Source organism: Arthrospira sp. PCC 9901 (assembly GCF_059013425.1).
Genome location: NZ_CP102296.1, coordinates 72,177 through 88,887 on the forward strand (window position 1 = coordinate 72,177; position 16,711 = coordinate 88,887).

Here is a 16,711-nt window from a genome sequence, read left to right on the forward strand (position 1 = left end):
TGTCAAACTTGTGATAATTTCCTGCTGCGATTAGTTCCCGTTACAACTGGTAAAATTGATATGATAAACAGAAGATTAGGGCGACGCAAGTTTTTATTGTATGGGTCGGCTACTTTGGGTGCTAGTGTACTATTAAAAGCCTGTGGTTCCCCCTCGGAAGATGCCACAACTGGGACTCCTGGAAGTGGCAGCGGCGATACGATTAAGGTGGGTATTCTCCACTCTTTAAGTGGAACTATGGCAATTAGTGAAACCACGGTTGTGGAAGCGGAAAAAATGGCGATCGCTGAAATAAATGCAGCCGGAGGTGTGTTAGGAAAACAGATTGAAGCAGTAGTTGAAGATGGCGCTTCTGACTGGCCGACCTTTGCCGAAAAAGCCGAAAAACTCATTGACCAAGACCAAGTGGTTACCGTTTTTGGTTGCTGGACTTCTGCCAGTCGTAAAGCAGTTAAAGATGTGTTTGAATCCCGGAACCATATGTTATGGTATCCCGTGCAATACGAAGGTCAGGAATGTTCTCGGAATATTTTTTATACTGGGGCTGCACCCAATCAACAAATTGAACCAGCGGTCGATTGGCTATTAGAAAATAAAGGTCGAGAGTTCTTTTTGGTCGGGTCTGACTATGTGTTCCCCCGCACAGCCAACACCATTATTAAAGAACAGCTTATGGCTAAAGGTGGCACTACCGTTGGGGAAGATTATCTACCTTTAGGAAATACAGAAGTTACCGGAATCATTACCAAGATTAGGCAGGCATTGCCCAACGGCGGAGTTATTTTTAATAGCCTAAATGGTGATAGTAATGTCGCTTTCTTTAAACAGCTACAGGGTTCAGGATTAACACCGGATTTATACCCGGTTATGTCCGTGAGTATCGCTGAGGAAGAAGTGCGACAAATCGGCCGAGAGTTCCTAATTGGACACTATGCCTCTTGGAACTATTTTCAAACTGTAGAGACCCCAGAAAATCAGACTTGGGTGGAGGCATTTAAGGCTAAACATGGTCAAGACCGGGTTACTAATGACCCCATGGAGGCTGCTTATACTATGGTTTATCTGTGGAAACAAGCAGTTGAACAAGCGGGGACAGCGGACGATTTAGAAGCCGTTAGGGCAGCGGCAATAGGTCAGCAATTACAAGCCCCCCATGGGTTAGTAACTCTTAATCCTAATCATCACTTATCTAAGACTGTGAGAATTGGTCAAATCCGTGATGATGGTTTATTTGATATTATCTGGACTTCCGATGGTCCGGTTGAACCATTAGCCTGGAATCAGTATGTTCCTAGCACCAGGGGTTATGCCTGCGATTGGACTGACCCCGCCCGTGGCGAAAGATTCCGAATGCAAGGGGTTTAAACCTTCCTAAATTAAGGGCAACTCGAAAGGGTTGCCCTTTCCTAAATAGCCTGAATCTATGTTGTTTAAATCTTGAAAAATGCAAGAACTTGCGATCGCTTTTTTTAATGGCATCAGTATCGGTTCCGTCTTACTCCTGGCGGCTTTAGGACTCTCAATCACCTTTGGATTAATGGGGGTAATTAATCTCGCCCACGGAGAGTTAATGATGCTGGGCGCTTATGCCACATTTGTCGTGCAGAATATCTTTAGACCCCTGGGAGAACCCCTGTTTAATTTCTATATAATCCTGGCTATTCCCGTCGCCTTCATTGTCGCCGCTTTAGTCGGATTGTTATTAGAAAGAGGCGTGATTCGATACCTATATGGCAGACCTTTAGAAACCTTATTAGCCACTTGGGGGGTTAGTCTAATTTTACGCCAATTTGTCCGTAGTGTCAACTGGCAAATGGTAATTGGTTTGGGCTTATTTTGCCTCTTGTTTTTTGGGGGGTTATTCTGGGTTAAGCGTCGCCAGGACTGGGAGAAAATTCGCAATTGGGCTAGGGGAGTTTTGTTAGTCTTATCTATCGGAATTTCTACAACGGCTAGTATTCTGATTGGTAACGCTGCTGGACAAGTTTTGACTCGACCCTGGTTTAGCGCCCGAAATGTCGATGTGACCGCCCCGGCTTGGTTACGAGGAGGGTTCGCCCTAGGGAATTTTCAAGTTCCTTATGCGCGGGTATTTATTATTATTCTGGGGTTAATATGTTTGGGGTTGATTTACCTCTTTCTTAATCGCTCTAATTGGGGTTTAAGGATTAGGTCAGTAACTCAAAATCGCCAAATGAGTGCTTGTCTGGGTATCCCTACAGACCAGGTTGATGCTTTGACATTTGCTATGGGTTCGGGACTGGCTGGGGTAGCAGGTTGTGCGATTACTTTATTGGGTTCAGTTGGACCGAATACCGGACAAAATTATATCGTTGATACCTTTATGGTGGTGGTAGTTGGTGGGGTGGGAAATTTGCTGGGGACGGTGTTAGCCGCTTTAGTTATTGGTAGCTTAATTTATTTGATTGGTTCGGGAACATTGGCGTTCTTATTATCCTCTGTGGATGTTCTACAGCCTGTGGTCGATTTCTTGAGTTTCTTTGCGACAACCAGTATGTCTAAGGTGTTAGTCTTTGCGCTAATTATTGCCTTTTTGCAAATTAAACCTGCTGGAATTTTCCCGCCGAAAGGCAGAACTGCTGAGTTGTAGATGGGAATTTGCGAACACTTGAAAAATCAACATCTTATCCATGGTTAATTAAGGTTAATTTGGTCATATATATGAATCAGGAAATCGGTAGGGTCGCCCAACAAAAACAGAAGCAACAACAGCGACTCATTGAAATTGGGGTAATTATAGCGATCGCTATTATTTTGGGTGTGATAATGCCTTTAGCTTTGCAACCCTTTAGATTAAAGCTATTGGGGCGTTTCTTATCTCTATCTATTGTCGCCCTCGGTATTGATTTAATCTGGGGATATACAGGGCTGCTAAGTTTAGGACATGGCATCTTTTTTAGCCTGGGAGGATACGCCCTGGCTATGTATTTACAGTTACAGCTTCCAGAAGGTCAAATACCTGACTTTTTTATGCTGTATGGAGTTGAACAACTCCCCTGGTTTTGGGAACCCTTTTATTCCTTTCCGTTTACCCTAGTTGCCATCTTTTTAATTCCGGGTATAGTGGCGGCAATATTGGGATATTTGGTATTTCGTAACCGCATTAAAGGGGTTTACTTTTCCATCCTCACCCAGGCGGCTTTGCTGGTATTTTTTCATCTGTTTAACGGTCAACAAAAATATATCAACGGAACCAATGGACTCAAAACAGATACCACTATGATTTTTGGGACTCAGGCGGGTTCCCCCGCCGCCCAACTGGTATTTTATGAATTGTCTATTCTGTTGATGATTTTAATTTATTTACTGTGTCGGTGGCTGACCAGTGGGAGGTTTGGGCGTTTATTGGTAGCCATTCGAGATGATGAAAATAGGGTGAGATTTTCCGGCTATGACCCCACCGGGTTTAAGGTTTTGGTCTTTGCTATTTCTGGGGCGATCGCCGGAATTGCTGGGGCATTATATACTGTTCAAAGTGGTATTATCACCCCTAGTTTTATGGAGGTAGCCTTTTCTATTGAAATGGTGATTTGGGTCGCCGTTGGCGGTAGGGCGACTCTGGTGGGGGCGATTTTGGGAACTGTCTTAGTTCGCCTCGGTCAAACCTTCCTCAGTGAACAATTCCCCCAAGTTTGGCTGTTTTTTCAAGGCGCATTATTCTTAATTGTGGTGACAGTTCTCCCTAGTGGTATAGTGGGATGGTTACGGACAGATGGTTGGGAATATATGCGATCGCTATTAGGTTTCCGACAGCCCATAATGACCTACCCTCAACTAGAAGAAGACCCAGAATTGCAACTAGAACGCGAAGAACTTGAGAGTTAATATTGAGTGGATTAATGGACTGGCAATGAACATCTTAGAAATCGAAAATGTTACCGTCAATTTTGATGGTTTTAAAGCCCTCAATAACCTTAACTTTAGCATGAAAGCTGGGGAATTGCGGGTAATTATCGGCCCTAATGGTGCGGGAAAAACCACCTTTTTAGATACCATCACCGGAAAAGTTCAACCCACCGAAGGACAAGTTAAATTTAAGGGGCGGAATTTACGAAATATCCCGGAATATAAAATCGCCCGGCTAGGAATTGGTCGCAAGTTTCAGACTCCCAGAGTTTATCTAAATTTGACCGTAGCCGAAAATTTGGATCTGGTGGTTAATCAAAATAAAAATGTGTTTCCCACCCTATTTCGTCGCCCTATTTCTGGGGAAAAACGAACGGTGGCGGGACTGTTGGAAACGGTGGGTTTAGCAGCCAAAGGAGATTTAAAAGCGGAATTTTTAGCCCACGGTGAAAAGCAGCGCCTAGAAATTGGTATGCTAGTCGCACAGTCCCCCGATTTATTATTAGTTGATGAACCGGTGGCGGGACTAACTGATGAGGAAACGGAAAACGTCGGTAATTTATTGTTAGCCTTAGCGGAAAGCCACTCAATTATTGTGATTGAACATGATATGGAATTTGTCCGACAAATAGCGCGTCAGGTGACAGTATTACATCAAGGTTCGGTTTTGTTTGAGGGAAATATGGAACAGGTGCAAAATGACCCCAGAGTGATTGAGGTTTATTTGGGAAAAGAGGAGTAAGTAAAATGACATCAACTCAAGCCGATATCCAACCCCATATTATCCCACCCAACCTAATGTTACAGGTTTCTGGTGTGAATGTTTATTACGGAGAAAGCCACATTTTACGCGATGTTGATTTAAGTGTTCCGGTCGGGGAGATGGTTTGTCTAATTGGTCGTAATGGTGTGGGAAAAACTACCTTATTAAAAACCATCATGGGACTACTCAAACCTCGCACCGGACAGGTGAAATTTGCCGATGTTCCCATTACCCAAATTCCCACCCACAAACGGGCTAAATTAGGCATTGGTTATGTTCCCCAAGGGCGAGAAATTATCCCCCGCGTCACGGTGCAGGAAAATCTCCTGTTAGGCTTAGAAGCCTCTGGGGAAGTCGGGAGAGGTAAAAGAGAAATACCAGAGGATATTTTTGATTTATTCCCAGTGTTAAAAACTATGCTGTCTCGTATGGGGGGAGACCTTAGCGGTGGTCAGCAGCAACAGTTAGCGATCGCCAGGGCGTTAATGGGAAAGCCACGTCTATTAGTCTTAGATGAACCCACAGAGGGCATTCAACCTTCAATTATCCTAGAAATTGAAGCAGCGGTGCGGCGGATTATTGAAACTAGGGGAATTTCTGTGCTATTGGTGGAACAGCATTTACACTTTGTCCGCCAAGCCGATCGCTATTATGCCATGCAAAAAGGCGGAATAGTTGCCTCTGGCTTAACCGAAGATCTCAGTCGGGAAGTAATTAAAGAATTTTTGGCGGTCTAAATGCCACAATTAATCATCTGACGTATTTCTAAAGCAGTTGCTGGGGCTAATAACACGCCGTTGCGGTAGTGTCCCGTAGCGAGTAGGACATTAGCAAAACCCGCCAAAGGACCGATAACGGGGGCGGGTCTACCTTCGGGACGGGGCCTTAGCCCATGCCATTGGTGGATAATTTCCCCTTGGGCGAGGGCGGGACAAATAGCGATCGCCCCTTGGAGAATAGAATCAAGTTGTTGTGGTTGGGGTTGGACTTCCCCGCTGGGGTCTGGAAATTCCACGGTTGCACCCACCCAATATTCAGAACCCCCCAAAGGTACAATATGCACATCATCCCCTGTAATCACAGGTTGGGGATGATTACCCCCCAAAGGTTCACGACAGCGGAACTTGAGGGCTTGTCCGAGGACGGGTTTAATTGTTACCCCAGAGGGCAAAGATTGGCTCTGGAGTAGGGGTGTAGTCCCCAAACCCGCCGCCACCACCACCCAGTCAGCCGGAAGGCTTCCAGAGTCAGTATTTAGGCGCTGACAGAGTTTCTGACCATGACCCAACTGGGTAATTTCCCAGCCCTCGACATTAACACCAAAGTTAAATGTAGCCCCATTTTTTTGGGCGGCTTCGACCAAAGCCTTAGTTATGGTTGTGGGGTTAACTTGACGATCGCTTGGGGAATATATAGCCCCTGTGACTCGCGAACAATCAATCTGGGGATAATGCGATCGCACAGTTGGCTGATCCATTAACTCCAGATGAAAACCTTGTTCACGGCGGATAGTAGCTAATTCCTGCCAACGATGCCAATTTTCCCCCTCAAACCCTAACATCAAAATCCCTTGGCGGTTAAAAGGAATGGCATACCCATTACAGGCTTCCAATTCAGGAATTAGGGTTTCATAGCGAGCCATACTCTCCCGCCGTAAAGCCCAAGCCCGCCCCTTGGTTTTGTGACTGATGACCCCCATTAATACGCCCAAAGCGGCGGCGGTTGACTGGGTAGCGGGTGGATGACGATCTACCACGGTGACGGTTAACCCCGACACCAGACTAAGTTCATAGGCGATCGCCGCCCCGATAATTCCACACCCGACAATCACAACCCTAGTCATAAGCCACTATACCGCCTTCCCTAACTACCTATTCCCTAAACTTGGGGAAATTTGCTCAAAAACAGATCCAGGTCTTTCAGGGCTTCCTGATAGCTGATAGCAGCCTGTTGGCGATCGGCTTTAGCTGCCGCCTCACTCATATCCTGTAAATGCTCAAACACCTCGCGGGACAACTTGCGGGCTTCTGGTTGTTCATTGGGAAGTAGGTTGCGAACTACATAGTTCATTTCCTGAAGTACAGTACCAAAGAGACCGTGAACAAAATTATCGATATTGATCCAGTCACCCTTTTGGATATAACCTGCTAGTTCTGTGGTGGAGCGATCGCGTATAGCCGCGATATTAGACTTATACTCCTGGATTTTTTCAAGCTGAATACTGCTATAGCTGGGAGGTTCCACCGCCACAGGAGAACTGCAACCCACCACGAAGGCGGTTACAAATGCCAAAACACAAGCCAAAATTGAACGATAACGCTTCATAACCAAAATTGTTTTTTTGAAATCTGCTCCGATTTGCACAAAGCACAAACGGTTTAACAAACCATTGTGGCAGAAAACATCTACCACAGCTTATTGAATTGATAAATTAGGCTAAACACAGGGTCAAGCTACCCGTTGGGTCGGAATTGCTTTTCTACCAAACTGGCTATGATATCTCTGGGCATTAACCGAGGTAAGTTGACAATAATCTGATTAGAGATGCCTCCGGTCACCAGGGTAGAGTCTTTTTTGTCTAAGCTAGAGAGGGTTTCCTTCACCACTTCGGCGGCGCTGGCATAATTGTTACCAGCGCTTTTCATGGACTGGGGAAATTCGGCATTTTCAAAAAAATTCGATTCTGTCGGGCCAGGACAAAGGCATAAAATCCGCACCCCTGTATCCTGATTTTCCGCCCATATAGCCTGACTAAAGTTGACCACAAAGGCTTTAGTGGCAGAGTATACAGACATATAGGGTAGGGCTTGATATCCGGCGATCGATGATACATTGACGATCGCCCCTTGGCGGCGGGCTTTCATCACCCCCAAGAATAGATGGGTCAACTCTACCAGGACGGTAACATTGAGTTGCACCATTGCCAATTGTTTAGTGAGCGATCGCTCATCCAAAGGTCCATAGTCCCCAAACCCGGCATTATTCACCAGCAGATCCACCGTCTCAGGTCCCCCCGCCACCTGGTCAAAGATTACCTGTCCGGCGTTGGCTTCCGTGAGGTCTTGGCTGATTACCTGGACTTTTACCCCATATTGGGATTGTAACTCCCCGGCTAAGTTTTCCAGTTTATCTTGCGATCGGGCTACCAAAACCAGATCGCCCTTTTGGGCTGCTATTTGTCTAGCAAAGGTTTCACCAATACCGAATGAAGCCCCTGTTACTAACGCTTTTTGGATTTGCATGATGTGATCTTCAAATATTACCGTTGACGCAGAATGCCAAACACACAAGTATACCCATGCAAAAATGTAGCATTTCCCACGGGTCCGATTTCACCATTACAGAAAAATCCCGTTAGGGGTATTTTAAAATACTCCCGAAACAGATTCGAGTCAAAATCTGGCTGACCATAAAGATTTTCTCCCCGTCCCAAACAGGAAAATATCAGCGCCCCTTCAGTGGCCACTGGTGCCGTCGTTTCTGTCAGCTTCTGGTGACCACTTAGCAAGCCTTTCAAGTCTTCCGCAGAAGTGCGACTATCGCGCAAATGAAACTGAATGCGTTGTCCTGGTCTAACGCGATCGCCTATAGCCATAGCCCCCACTCTGGGGTCAACTCCCATCAAATTACGAATTAAAAAATCCCCCGATTCTAATTTAGCTTTAAACTCATCGCGCGCCACACCCACAAATAACGAATTTTGAGCCAGTTTGCGGTCATCTTCCCCCAATTCCGCTATCAATTCCTGTAGTGCTTCTAAAGGCGCAACTTCACGGCGATCGTTAATATTCAGACCATCAGTTTCCGAACATTTCTCCACCGTCAAGATAATATTTCTTTCCCCTTCACTCACCCGATAAGGCTCCCCAATGGGACGACATCCCTGGGCGACAATAGTTTCCAAGACAATATTTCCCGTTAAGGCCACTCCCACAGCTTCAGCAGAGTACATCTCGCCGTTACAAAATACAGCCGTCGCCCGACCCATCATCCCAGAACTAGCTAATCCTCCCACTTTCGGCGATGCTGGATAGGCATAATCTAACCCTTGGAGTAGATCATTAATCTTCCCATAAAACGGGTCAATCAACAAAATAAATTGAGGGTCATTTTGGGGATGAACCCCAATTAATTCTACCCAGTCCTCTGGGGGGTTATCTAAATCAGGTAGATCATTGGTATTTAGATGAAACGGAAAAATATCAACCCCCGGAAGATGGGCTAAACATAAGCATAATGCGGGTTTACCCTCGATTTCTTTTACCTGTGTTTCCGTCTGCATACCAACTATACCGCCACCTGTACAGCCAATTAGCACCCGCACCGAAAGCTGTTCCGCTAATAATGGCATGAGTCTGGGATAATCACTGCTAAACGCCGAAGAGATAAACACCAAACCTAGATCTGGCGACGATTTCAGCGATTCTTGACATTGTTTAACTACCTCCGTCACTGCTGCTTCTAACGATGGACGAGTGGAAATCGCGCTGACCCACTCCATGGGTCCTGTTGTATTTATCATTATCCTAAAGTTGCTATCACGTAAAACTCCTGGGAGGGTTTTCCTCTCCGTGATTGATCACGGAGAGGAAAACCGACTCAAGCGGCTTTAGCCGCCAGCACCCCCTTGCGGGGTGGAGGGGTATGGTTGCCCCTCCATGGAGCTATGGTTGGCTCCGACTCCCTTGCGGGGTAATGTTTGCGCTTGCGCTAACGCGCACGCTGCGCGAACGCCAATGTTCAGAGTCGGTACTATCCAAATCGCACGTCCTTAACCCCTTAGAGATGTTTAACGATTCGGTTCTAGGGCCTGGAACTAGCACGCATTCCAGGGTAGGAACTTTAACTCTTGCTCTGAACGGAGCCAGTTAAGGCTATAGCTGGTCAGCTACCTGAAAGGGGGGCACGAAGCCCCCGTGCTTCAGCCGGGGGTGCTGACTTGATTTATGGTGGGTTACGAGAAATATTAAAAGATTACTTCCGATTTTGGGTTGACGCTTTCGAGTGATCTATTACAAACTATGGGCAGCCTAAATCGATCTGATGTAGGGAACTATCTCAATGATTGCCTGCTATCATAGTTGATTGGGTCAGGCTTTTGGTAAAATTTGTAAGATTGGACAAGAAGTTATATGAACAACAACATTGACGAAATCATCGAAAAAGAACGGGAAGAAGCCCGTAACGTCTGCGATACCCAAGGCGGAACCTCCCCAGAGTGTGCGGCGGCTTGGGATGCTGTAGAAGAAGTTCAGGCGGCGGCGGCTCATAAAAAGCAAAAACCCCAGAAAAGCTCTTTTGAGGTTTATTGTGACAATAACCCAGAAGCCGCAGAGTGCCGGGTTTACGACGATTAACTTCCCCTGGTTTACCTAACTCCCCTAGCCTTGGCTAAATCGCCATGCTAGGGGCATCCCTGACCCATAATGGGTCATATTTTTTCGGTTTTGGGAAAAAACTAACCAAAATTGTTTTGGGTCGCTCCTGCACTGTCTCAGCACTCTCTATCAAGATATAATGTTAAACCCCATATCCATAGCTGCTACTCCGTCAAGTCTGGAGACTTGGGTTTGGATGGATTACAGACTCGCGGTTATATTTACGATTATCCTTCCCCTAATTTTACTGATTTGGGCTCTGGTGGAAAAGCTGGAAGCTATTACTCACCTGTTGATTATCTATTGGCGGGTCGCTAGTCTGTTGATGATTACCCTTTATCTGATGATCGCCGCTATCCCCATAGGTTTTATTTGTGCGATCGCTTCTCGTATCCTCATTCCAGTTAGTTTATGGTTTTGGGTCGATCTCAATGAGGAAATCGAGGATATGCAGCCTTCCCCCTTAAAATTGACCCTCACCAGTTGGCGATGGGCTATTACTGTTTATAATGCGATCGGGGCCTTGATTTTTCTCCCTTCCCTCCGATGTGCTTTTTTAGGCGCTGAGGATTTATTGGCTGACCCCGGCTGTAGAATTTGGCTTGACCCCCCTTGGATGTATAAAGAGATTTTTCATCCCGGTTGGAATCCCCCATTTTTGGGCTTTTTGGCAATTGTCGGCCTCTTAATTTATGTCGGATGTTTTGCCTATTTTGTTGTCATTCGTCTCGGAAGACAGGGACGTTCTGCTACCGGAAATTAATCTGATGCAAGATACCTTGGAAAATTACACCAAAAAACATCCTGGGGAAGTTTTGCTCGTGCGGGTCTCAGTTGACGGCGAATTAGATGAGATTGCCATTTTTAAGGGTTTTTCTAGTTCTCTCATGCGACCTACTGCTTTTGACCCGGATATTCCCGTTTTACCTGACCATGCCGAAATTTTGGAGATAGATCGCCTCGTCAGTCCCTATGACCCCGCCAACCCTAAATATATTCAACGAGGATTGACTTGGGATACAATGCAAAGCCTACTCTAACCACTTTTTCCCACTTCCATGATCACCCCGCATCATCACGTAAAACTCCTGGGAGGGTTGGAAGCTCCGTGATTGATCACGGAGAGGAAAACCGACTCAAGCGGCTTTAGCCGCCAGCACCCCCTTGCGGGGTGGAGGGGTATGGTTGCCCCTCCATGGAGCTATGGTTGGCTCCGACTCCCTTGCGGGGTAATGTTTGCTTCGCCAATGTTCAGAGTCGGTACTATCCAAATCGCACGTCCTTAACCCCTTAGAGATGTTTAACAATTCGGTTCTAGAGCCTGGAACTAGCACGCATTCCAGGGTAGGAACTTTAACTCTTGCTCTGAACGGAGCCAGTTAAGGCTTAGGCTGGTCAGCTACCTGAAAGGGGGGCACGAAGCCCCCGTGCTTCAGCCGGGGGTGCTGACCTTGTTATAATTGGATGATCGGTGCGAGACGTTCAGGCATGAAATAAGGCTGCAATGCTGAAATAACCGCCTGATGGGGACTTCAGCCCCCTGGTTGAATAAAAGGAGCGCACTCCTGACCATCCCCATAACTGTTTATATGTCCCAACGTTGGTATAGAAATATACAAAACAAGGCAGGGAACTCAAGGTCAACAAGCTCTGTAACAATTCTTAACATTTCTTAACAATCAAAGGAACGGGAAACCGAACCCAAGGAAAGACGGGAAACCGCACAGGAATGAAGAGAAATCAGGGTGAGAGTAACGGCGATAGCCACCCCCAGGTTTAGGAATCACAAACTTAGGACTGAAGCGGGGAACGGAAGGCGTGAGGGGAAACCTATTCCCAATAATCCGACCACTGCCAACTATCTATGATTAGGGAAACCGAATGTCCGGCGTGAACCATCGTAACGATTAAGCAGCGAAACAGGTTGATACGCTGCGCTCAAAAGAGTAAGGGGAAAAGTAGGGTCATCGATTGGACACCTACACAGACCTTTAAAGTACCCCGGTGGATAGGACAAATCTAAGGATAGAATGCCCATATAAACGGAACGTTTTAAGTCCTCTAGGGCTCTGATTATCTGGTCGAGATATCAGTAGGGATAAGTGTAACCGCAAGTCCCAGAGGATGTGAGATGTGACCAGAAGCCAAAGCCCGACTGTAACGGTAGGGATATGCTAACGGGTCACGGTTTGATTGTAAGGATAGAGCCAAGTAGGGGTCAAAATGACGAAATCGAGAGAAGGTAAAGGCTTCGACAAAAGAAGACCTACTAAGACTACGAATGTATGGAGAGGTATCAACTGGGCAAAAGTCCAGCGATACGTCTTTAAGCTCCAAAAGAGAATATTCCAAGCAGCTAAATCGGGACAAGATGCAAAGGCTAGAAAGTTGCAACGTTTACTGGTGAAATCATATTATGCCCGACTCTTAGCAGTACGGCGAGTAACCCAAGATAATCAAGGCAAAAAAACGGCTGGAATTGATGGAGTTAAAGTAATCTCCCCAAAACAAAGGTTTGAACTCGCTGAGAACATCAAGGATAACCTCAAAGCAAAACCACTGCGACGGGTGTGGATACCAAAACCTGGAAGGGACGAAAAACGCCCCCTAGGAATACCCACAATCCAAGATAGAGCAAGGCAAGCCTTGGTTAAATCGGCGCTTGAACCCGAATGGGAATCAAGACTTGAAGGCACAAGCTATGGATTCCGACCTGGTCGGTCAGCCCAAGATGCAATAGCACGAATCTATCTATGTATCAAGCATGATAGTTACTATGTGTTGGATGCTGATATAGCAAAATGTTTTGACCGAATAAACCATGATTACCTACTATCCAAAATTCATTGTCCAAGCAGCCTAAAGAAAGACCTGAAACAATGGCTCAAAGCGGGTGTGCTAGATAACGGTATATTTGAGGATACAGAAGCAGGGACACCTCAAGGAGGGGTCATAAGTCCACTCCTAGCCAACATCGCACTGGATGGTATGGTTAGGTTAATTGAAACAATGTATCCCAAAAAGAGAAACGTGGTACAAGCCACAATAATCAGATATGCCGATGATTTTGTTGTCATATCACCATCACTCAAAATCATTGAACAGTGCAAAACTGCAATCTCCGAATGGTTAAAACCTGTAGGATTAGAAATTAAACCTGAAAAGACTCGAATCTGCCATACGCTCAAACCCATTGAATATGATGGCAAAACAGAAGAACCAGGGTTTGATTTTCTAGGATTCAATATCAGGCAATATCCAGTAGGAAAATATAAATCTGGAAAAACAGGTGGAATGGCAAGCCGATTAATCGGTCATAAAACCCACATACAACCCAGCAAAAAGGCAGTAAAAGCTCACACAGAAGTGATTAAAGGTGCAATAAAACAACATAAAACAGCACCTCAATCAGCCTTGATTAGTAAACTCAACCCGATAATACGGGGATGGTCAAACTACTACTCAGGAGTAGTTTCGATGGAAACCTTCCAAAAGCTAGATAATATAATCTGGCAAATGTTACGAGCATGGACAGTCTCAAGATGTGGAAAGGCGGACTACGAAAAACTAAGAAACTATTTCAGAAATGGAACGGTAAAACTTAGCAATGGGAAAGAGCGACATGAAACTTGGTCATTCTGTACCAAGGATGGACATAGATTATGGAAGCATAACTACACTCCAATTGTCAGACACACCCTAGTACGCCCCGACGCAACACCATACGACGGAAACTGGACTTACTGGGCGACCAGAAAAGGACAAGCAATCGACACGCCAAACAGGGTAGCAAAACTACTTAAAAAGCAAAAAGGCAAATGCGCCTGGTGCGGGCAATACTTTACCCCATCAGACCTAGTTGAAGTTGACCACAATGTACCTCGAAGCCTAGGTGGAAAGGATGAATACAAAAACCTTCAACTACTGCATCGCCATTGTCACGATGATAAAACGGCGCTAGACAACGCCAACGCTGTATCCCTAACAATGGAGCAGTCTAACCAGGAGCCGTGTGAAGGGAAACTTTCACGCACGGTTCTGAATGGGAGGGGATAGAGGCGACCCTATTCTCGACCCCTAATAGCAGGCAATCAGGGGCTATGCAAAATCAACCTTCCATTAAACAAGCTAGGCTGGGTGATCCGGAGGCGATCGCATCCGTAATTCAACACCTCCTCCCCCTTGAGGATACCACTGTTTACACCCAGCTCAAAAATGATTATCTCGAAATCACCCTAGAATCTCCAGAACTTCCTCCTCAGGATTATTCCGTTCATTTACTTAAACAAATTGTTAGTAAAATTCAGCCTCAGCATATTACCAACATTGTCGTTCAAGGTCGAGAATTAGGGCAATTTAACCCCGCATGGACTCAATGTATTGACATCACTCAAACCCCCCCTCATAAACCACCCAAGCTATCAGCATATCGCTTTAAATGGCCGCGATGGTTCCCTTATCCTAGTTCCTGGTTAAGGGCAACTTGCTTATTTTTATGGGCTTTTATTGTCTTGACTATTTTCGCGCGATGGGGGGGCTTTTGGAGTTCTTTTATCTATGACATATCAAATAATCATCACCTAGCATTGTTGATTTTAGCCATTAGCTTAATTGCAGCAATTGCCGTTTTTTCCTATAGCCATCATTTCATAACATCCGCTTTTAAAAAACCTCGCAAATTCTCCAAATATCCCGGTTCACAGAGTATTTGGGAAGGCATACTAGCTGTAATTGTCTTATTGATAGCTACATTAATCTTTCTGATAGTTGTTGTGCCTTTTTATCCTGAAAGCTGTTCCATATACAGCTCTTATTGTCATGTAAGATATTGGGAATCAGCCGAATTGGTAGTTAGTTCAGGTATGTTAGTTTCCTTTATTTCAACCCTGTATTTATATCAGGCGGAATTCTTAATCAGAAAGCACATTTCTCGCCAACAAATCTTAAAATTTGCCTCCATTGCCGCCGTTTCATGTATCATTATGATTAGCTTGCCCATAGGTTATAGGAACTTAGAATACATCAAAGTTATAGTGACCAATATTGTCGCCAATTCCCAAAGTCTAATCGCTACCACAACCCAACAAACAACAGAACCCCTAATTAATTCCGAACCCGCACCACAAGTAGAGATAGACCCACCCACGGAACCCGCACCACAAGTAGAGATAGACCCACCCACAGAACCCGCACCACAAGCAGAGATAGACCCACCCACAGAACCCGCACCAGCAGCAGAGATAGACCCACCCACAGAACCCCTAGTTAATTCAGATCCTTTTGGTGAAGCCGTCCGCAAAGCCATAGAAGCAGCCAATTTAACCCAAACTGCTCAATCAAAACAGGACTGGGAAACCATAGCGCGAAATTGGCAGCTCGCCAGCCAACTCATGCAGGAAGTCTCCTTTGATGACCCTAATTATCTAACTGCTCAAGATCGGGCTGTTCTCTATTACAATAACTACAATTACAGCCAGACCATGGCCACTCAAGCCACCAGCGAAAATTAACCTGCTTTTAACCATGATTTAAACAACCTAAGACAAAATCAGGATGGCGGTTATGTTGGGGGATTATCAGTAGTCCGGTACAATGGCGATCGCTATAACCATCGGCCGAGAGTGAACTATCCTCAGAGTCAAAGGCTGGGAAACTAGCCACTAGCAACAACCAAGACTCTGGGGAAACAACTATTTCCGAAAGTTGGAAAAGATTAGACAGTTAACCACCATTAATCATAATTAACTATTACCCAAAATCATGGCTAAACGAACTGGTACGCCTCCCGTTGTTTACATTGTCATTTTTATCATCATTGGGGGTGTAGGTTATTGGTATTTGAGCCAAAACTCCTCTCCACAACCTGATAATTTAACTACAGTCACAGTGTCCCCACCTTCCACCGTATCCCCTCCACCAACCTCTAATAATACCACCTTTAGCCTACCGACATCAGTTCCTAATGGTACAACTATCAGCATAGATGGTTCTACCGCAATGGTCGCTTTTAATCAAGGCTTAAAATCAAGTTTTGAAAGACAGTTTCCCGGAAGCATAGTTAATACCCAAGCTACCGGAACTGAGAAAGGTATACAAGCATTGATGGCCGGACAAATTGACCTGGCTGCGGTTTCTCGTCCCCTGACTTCTGAAGAGAAAAATCAAGGGTTAGTTGAGGTTCCCATTGCTACAGATCAAATTGCTGTAGTAGTGTCTATTAATAACCCTTTCCGACGGGGGTTAACCTCAGACCAAATTCAGCAGATTTTTACCGGAAAAATAACTAATTGGTCAGCAGTTGGTGGTCCTGATGCAACTATCCGAGTTATTAACCGACCTCCCATTAGTGGAACTCATCAAATGTTCCAAGAAATTGCTCTCCAAGGTCAGAATTTTGGCACTACATCTAATATCACTACTCTTCCCCGTGACGAAACTACTGGAATGCTAAGACAGCTTAATAATGATGGTATTGGTTATGCTACTTACTCTCAGGTGGTAAATCAGCAAACTGTGCGGGTGGTCGCTATTGATGGGGTGACACCAGAAGCTACTAACTATCCCTATCAGCGACCATTATCTTATGTTTACAAAAATCCAGCAAGTCCACCAGTCCAGGCATTTTTGGGTTATGTAACTTCCAGTCAGGGAACACAAACTATATCTGATATTCAACAATAGATAATCAAACTGCCTTGATTAA

16 protein-coding genes and 1 pseudogene are annotated in these 16,711 nt (G+C 45.4%); 12 read left to right on the plus strand and 5 right to left on the minus strand.

Annotated elements, in window-relative coordinates; translation table 11 throughout:
* The first annotated feature begins 60 nt into the window (after window positions 1-60).
* From urtA to urtE, 5 genes are all read left to right on the plus strand, one after another.
* Entirely contained in the window at window positions 61-1,365 is a 1,305-nt protein-coding gene (gene urtA / locus NLZ44_RS00380; RefSeq protein WP_493751525.1) for an urea ABC transporter substrate-binding protein, read from the plus strand.
* A gap of 79 nt (window positions 1,366-1,444) precedes the next feature.
* Window positions 1,445-2,611, plus strand: coding sequence for an ABC transporter permease subunit (locus NLZ44_RS00385; protein WP_493751526.1), 1,167 nt, complete (start codon window positions 1,445-1,447; stop codon window positions 2,609-2,611).
* Window positions 2,612-2,682: 71 nt separating this feature from the next.
* On the plus strand, window positions 2,683-3,846 hold the full coding sequence (gene urtC, locus NLZ44_RS00390; RefSeq protein WP_493751527.1) for an urea ABC transporter permease subunit UrtC: 1,164 nt from the start codon (window positions 2,683-2,685) through the stop codon (window positions 3,844-3,846).
* A 25-nt stretch (window positions 3,847-3,871) separates the two neighbouring features.
* Window positions 3,872-4,609 carry an urea ABC transporter ATP-binding protein UrtD gene (urtD, locus tag NLZ44_RS00395; protein ID WP_493751528.1) on the plus strand — a complete coding sequence of 246 codons (738 nt, stop codon included), beginning with the start codon at window positions 3,872-3,874 and terminating at the stop codon, window positions 4,607-4,609.
* 5 nt (window positions 4,610-4,614) lie between these two features.
* Window positions 4,615-5,367, plus strand: a complete 753-nt coding sequence (gene urtE / locus NLZ44_RS00400) for an urea ABC transporter ATP-binding subunit UrtE (RefSeq protein ID WP_493751529.1) — start codon at window positions 4,615-4,617, stop codon at window positions 5,365-5,367.
* Here the strand turns inward: urtE and NLZ44_RS00405 are convergent.
* From NLZ44_RS00405 to NLZ44_RS00420, 4 genes are all read right to left on the minus strand, one after another.
* On the minus strand, window positions 5,364-6,473 hold the full coding sequence (locus tag NLZ44_RS00405) for an NAD(P)/FAD-dependent oxidoreductase (protein WP_493751530.1): 1,110 nt from the start codon (window positions 6,471-6,473) through the stop codon (window positions 5,364-5,366). The genes urtE and NLZ44_RS00405 overlap by 4 nt on opposite strands.
* Window positions 6,474-6,508: 35 nt before the next feature.
* Entirely contained in the window at window positions 6,509-6,955 is a 447-nt protein-coding gene (gene psbQ, locus NLZ44_RS00410) for a photosystem II protein PsbQ (RefSeq protein ID WP_493751531.1), read from the minus strand.
* A 128-nt stretch (window positions 6,956-7,083) separates the two neighbouring features.
* Window positions 7,084-7,872: an SDR family NAD(P)-dependent oxidoreductase gene (locus NLZ44_RS00415; protein WP_493751532.1), complete on the minus strand. Its 789-nt coding sequence runs from the start codon at window positions 7,870-7,872 to the stop codon at window positions 7,084-7,086.
* Window positions 7,873-7,889: 17 nt separating this feature from the next.
* The gene (locus NLZ44_RS00420; protein WP_493751533.1) at window positions 7,890-9,131 is read right to left on the minus strand and encodes an FIST signal transduction protein; all 1,242 of its coding nucleotides are present in this window, start codon (window positions 9,129-9,131) and stop codon (window positions 7,890-7,892) included.
* On the opposite strand from NLZ44_RS00420, the pseudogene NLZ44_RS00425 reads away from it, so the two are divergent.
* The 6 genes and pseudogenes from NLZ44_RS00425 to NLZ44_RS00450 all read left to right on the plus strand — a co-directional run bounded on the left by NLZ44_RS00425 (window position 9,130) and on the right by NLZ44_RS00450 (window position 15,518).
* Window positions 9,130-9,326, plus strand: a pseudogene (locus NLZ44_RS00425) (hypothetical protein). The gene NLZ44_RS00420 and the pseudogene NLZ44_RS00425 sit on opposite strands and share 2 nt — an antisense overlap.
* A gap of 436 nt (window positions 9,327-9,762) precedes the next feature.
* Entirely contained in the window at window positions 9,763-9,987 is a 225-nt protein-coding gene (locus NLZ44_RS00430) for a Calvin cycle protein CP12 (protein ID WP_111891900.1), read from the plus strand.
* 217 nt (window positions 9,988-10,204) lie between these two features.
* On the plus strand, window positions 10,205-10,771 hold the full coding sequence (locus NLZ44_RS00435; protein WP_493751534.1) for a DUF3177 family protein: 567 nt from the start codon (window positions 10,205-10,207) through the stop codon (window positions 10,769-10,771).
* Window positions 10,772-10,775: 4 nt separating this feature from the next.
* Complete coding sequence (locus NLZ44_RS00440; RefSeq protein ID WP_006621822.1) at window positions 10,776-11,048, plus strand: DUF7734 family protein; 273 nt, start codon at window positions 10,776-10,778, stop codon at window positions 11,046-11,048.
* A 1,183-nt stretch (window positions 11,049-12,231) separates the two neighbouring features.
* Entirely contained in the window at window positions 12,232-14,064 is a 1,833-nt protein-coding gene (gene ltrA, locus NLZ44_RS00445) for a group II intron reverse transcriptase/maturase (protein WP_493751535.1), read from the plus strand.
* A gap of 44 nt (window positions 14,065-14,108) precedes the next feature.
* Window positions 14,109-15,518 carry a hypothetical protein gene (locus NLZ44_RS00450; protein WP_493751536.1) on the plus strand — a complete coding sequence of 470 codons (1,410 nt, stop codon included), beginning with the start codon at window positions 14,109-14,111 and terminating at the stop codon, window positions 15,516-15,518.
* Window positions 15,519-15,525: 7 nt separating this feature from the next.
* Here NLZ44_RS00450 and NLZ44_RS00455 read toward each other — a convergent pair whose 3' ends face one another.
* Entirely contained in the window at window positions 15,526-15,669 is a 144-nt protein-coding gene (locus NLZ44_RS00455) for a hypothetical protein (protein WP_157234580.1), read from the minus strand.
* 99 nt (window positions 15,670-15,768) lie between these two features.
* Here NLZ44_RS00455 and NLZ44_RS00460 point away from each other — a divergent pair, with 99 nt between their 5' ends.
* On the plus strand, window positions 15,769-16,689 hold the full coding sequence (locus NLZ44_RS00460; protein WP_187758330.1) for a phosphate ABC transporter substrate-binding protein: 921 nt from the start codon (window positions 15,769-15,771) through the stop codon (window positions 16,687-16,689).
* Window positions 16,690-16,711 lie beyond the last annotated feature (22 nt).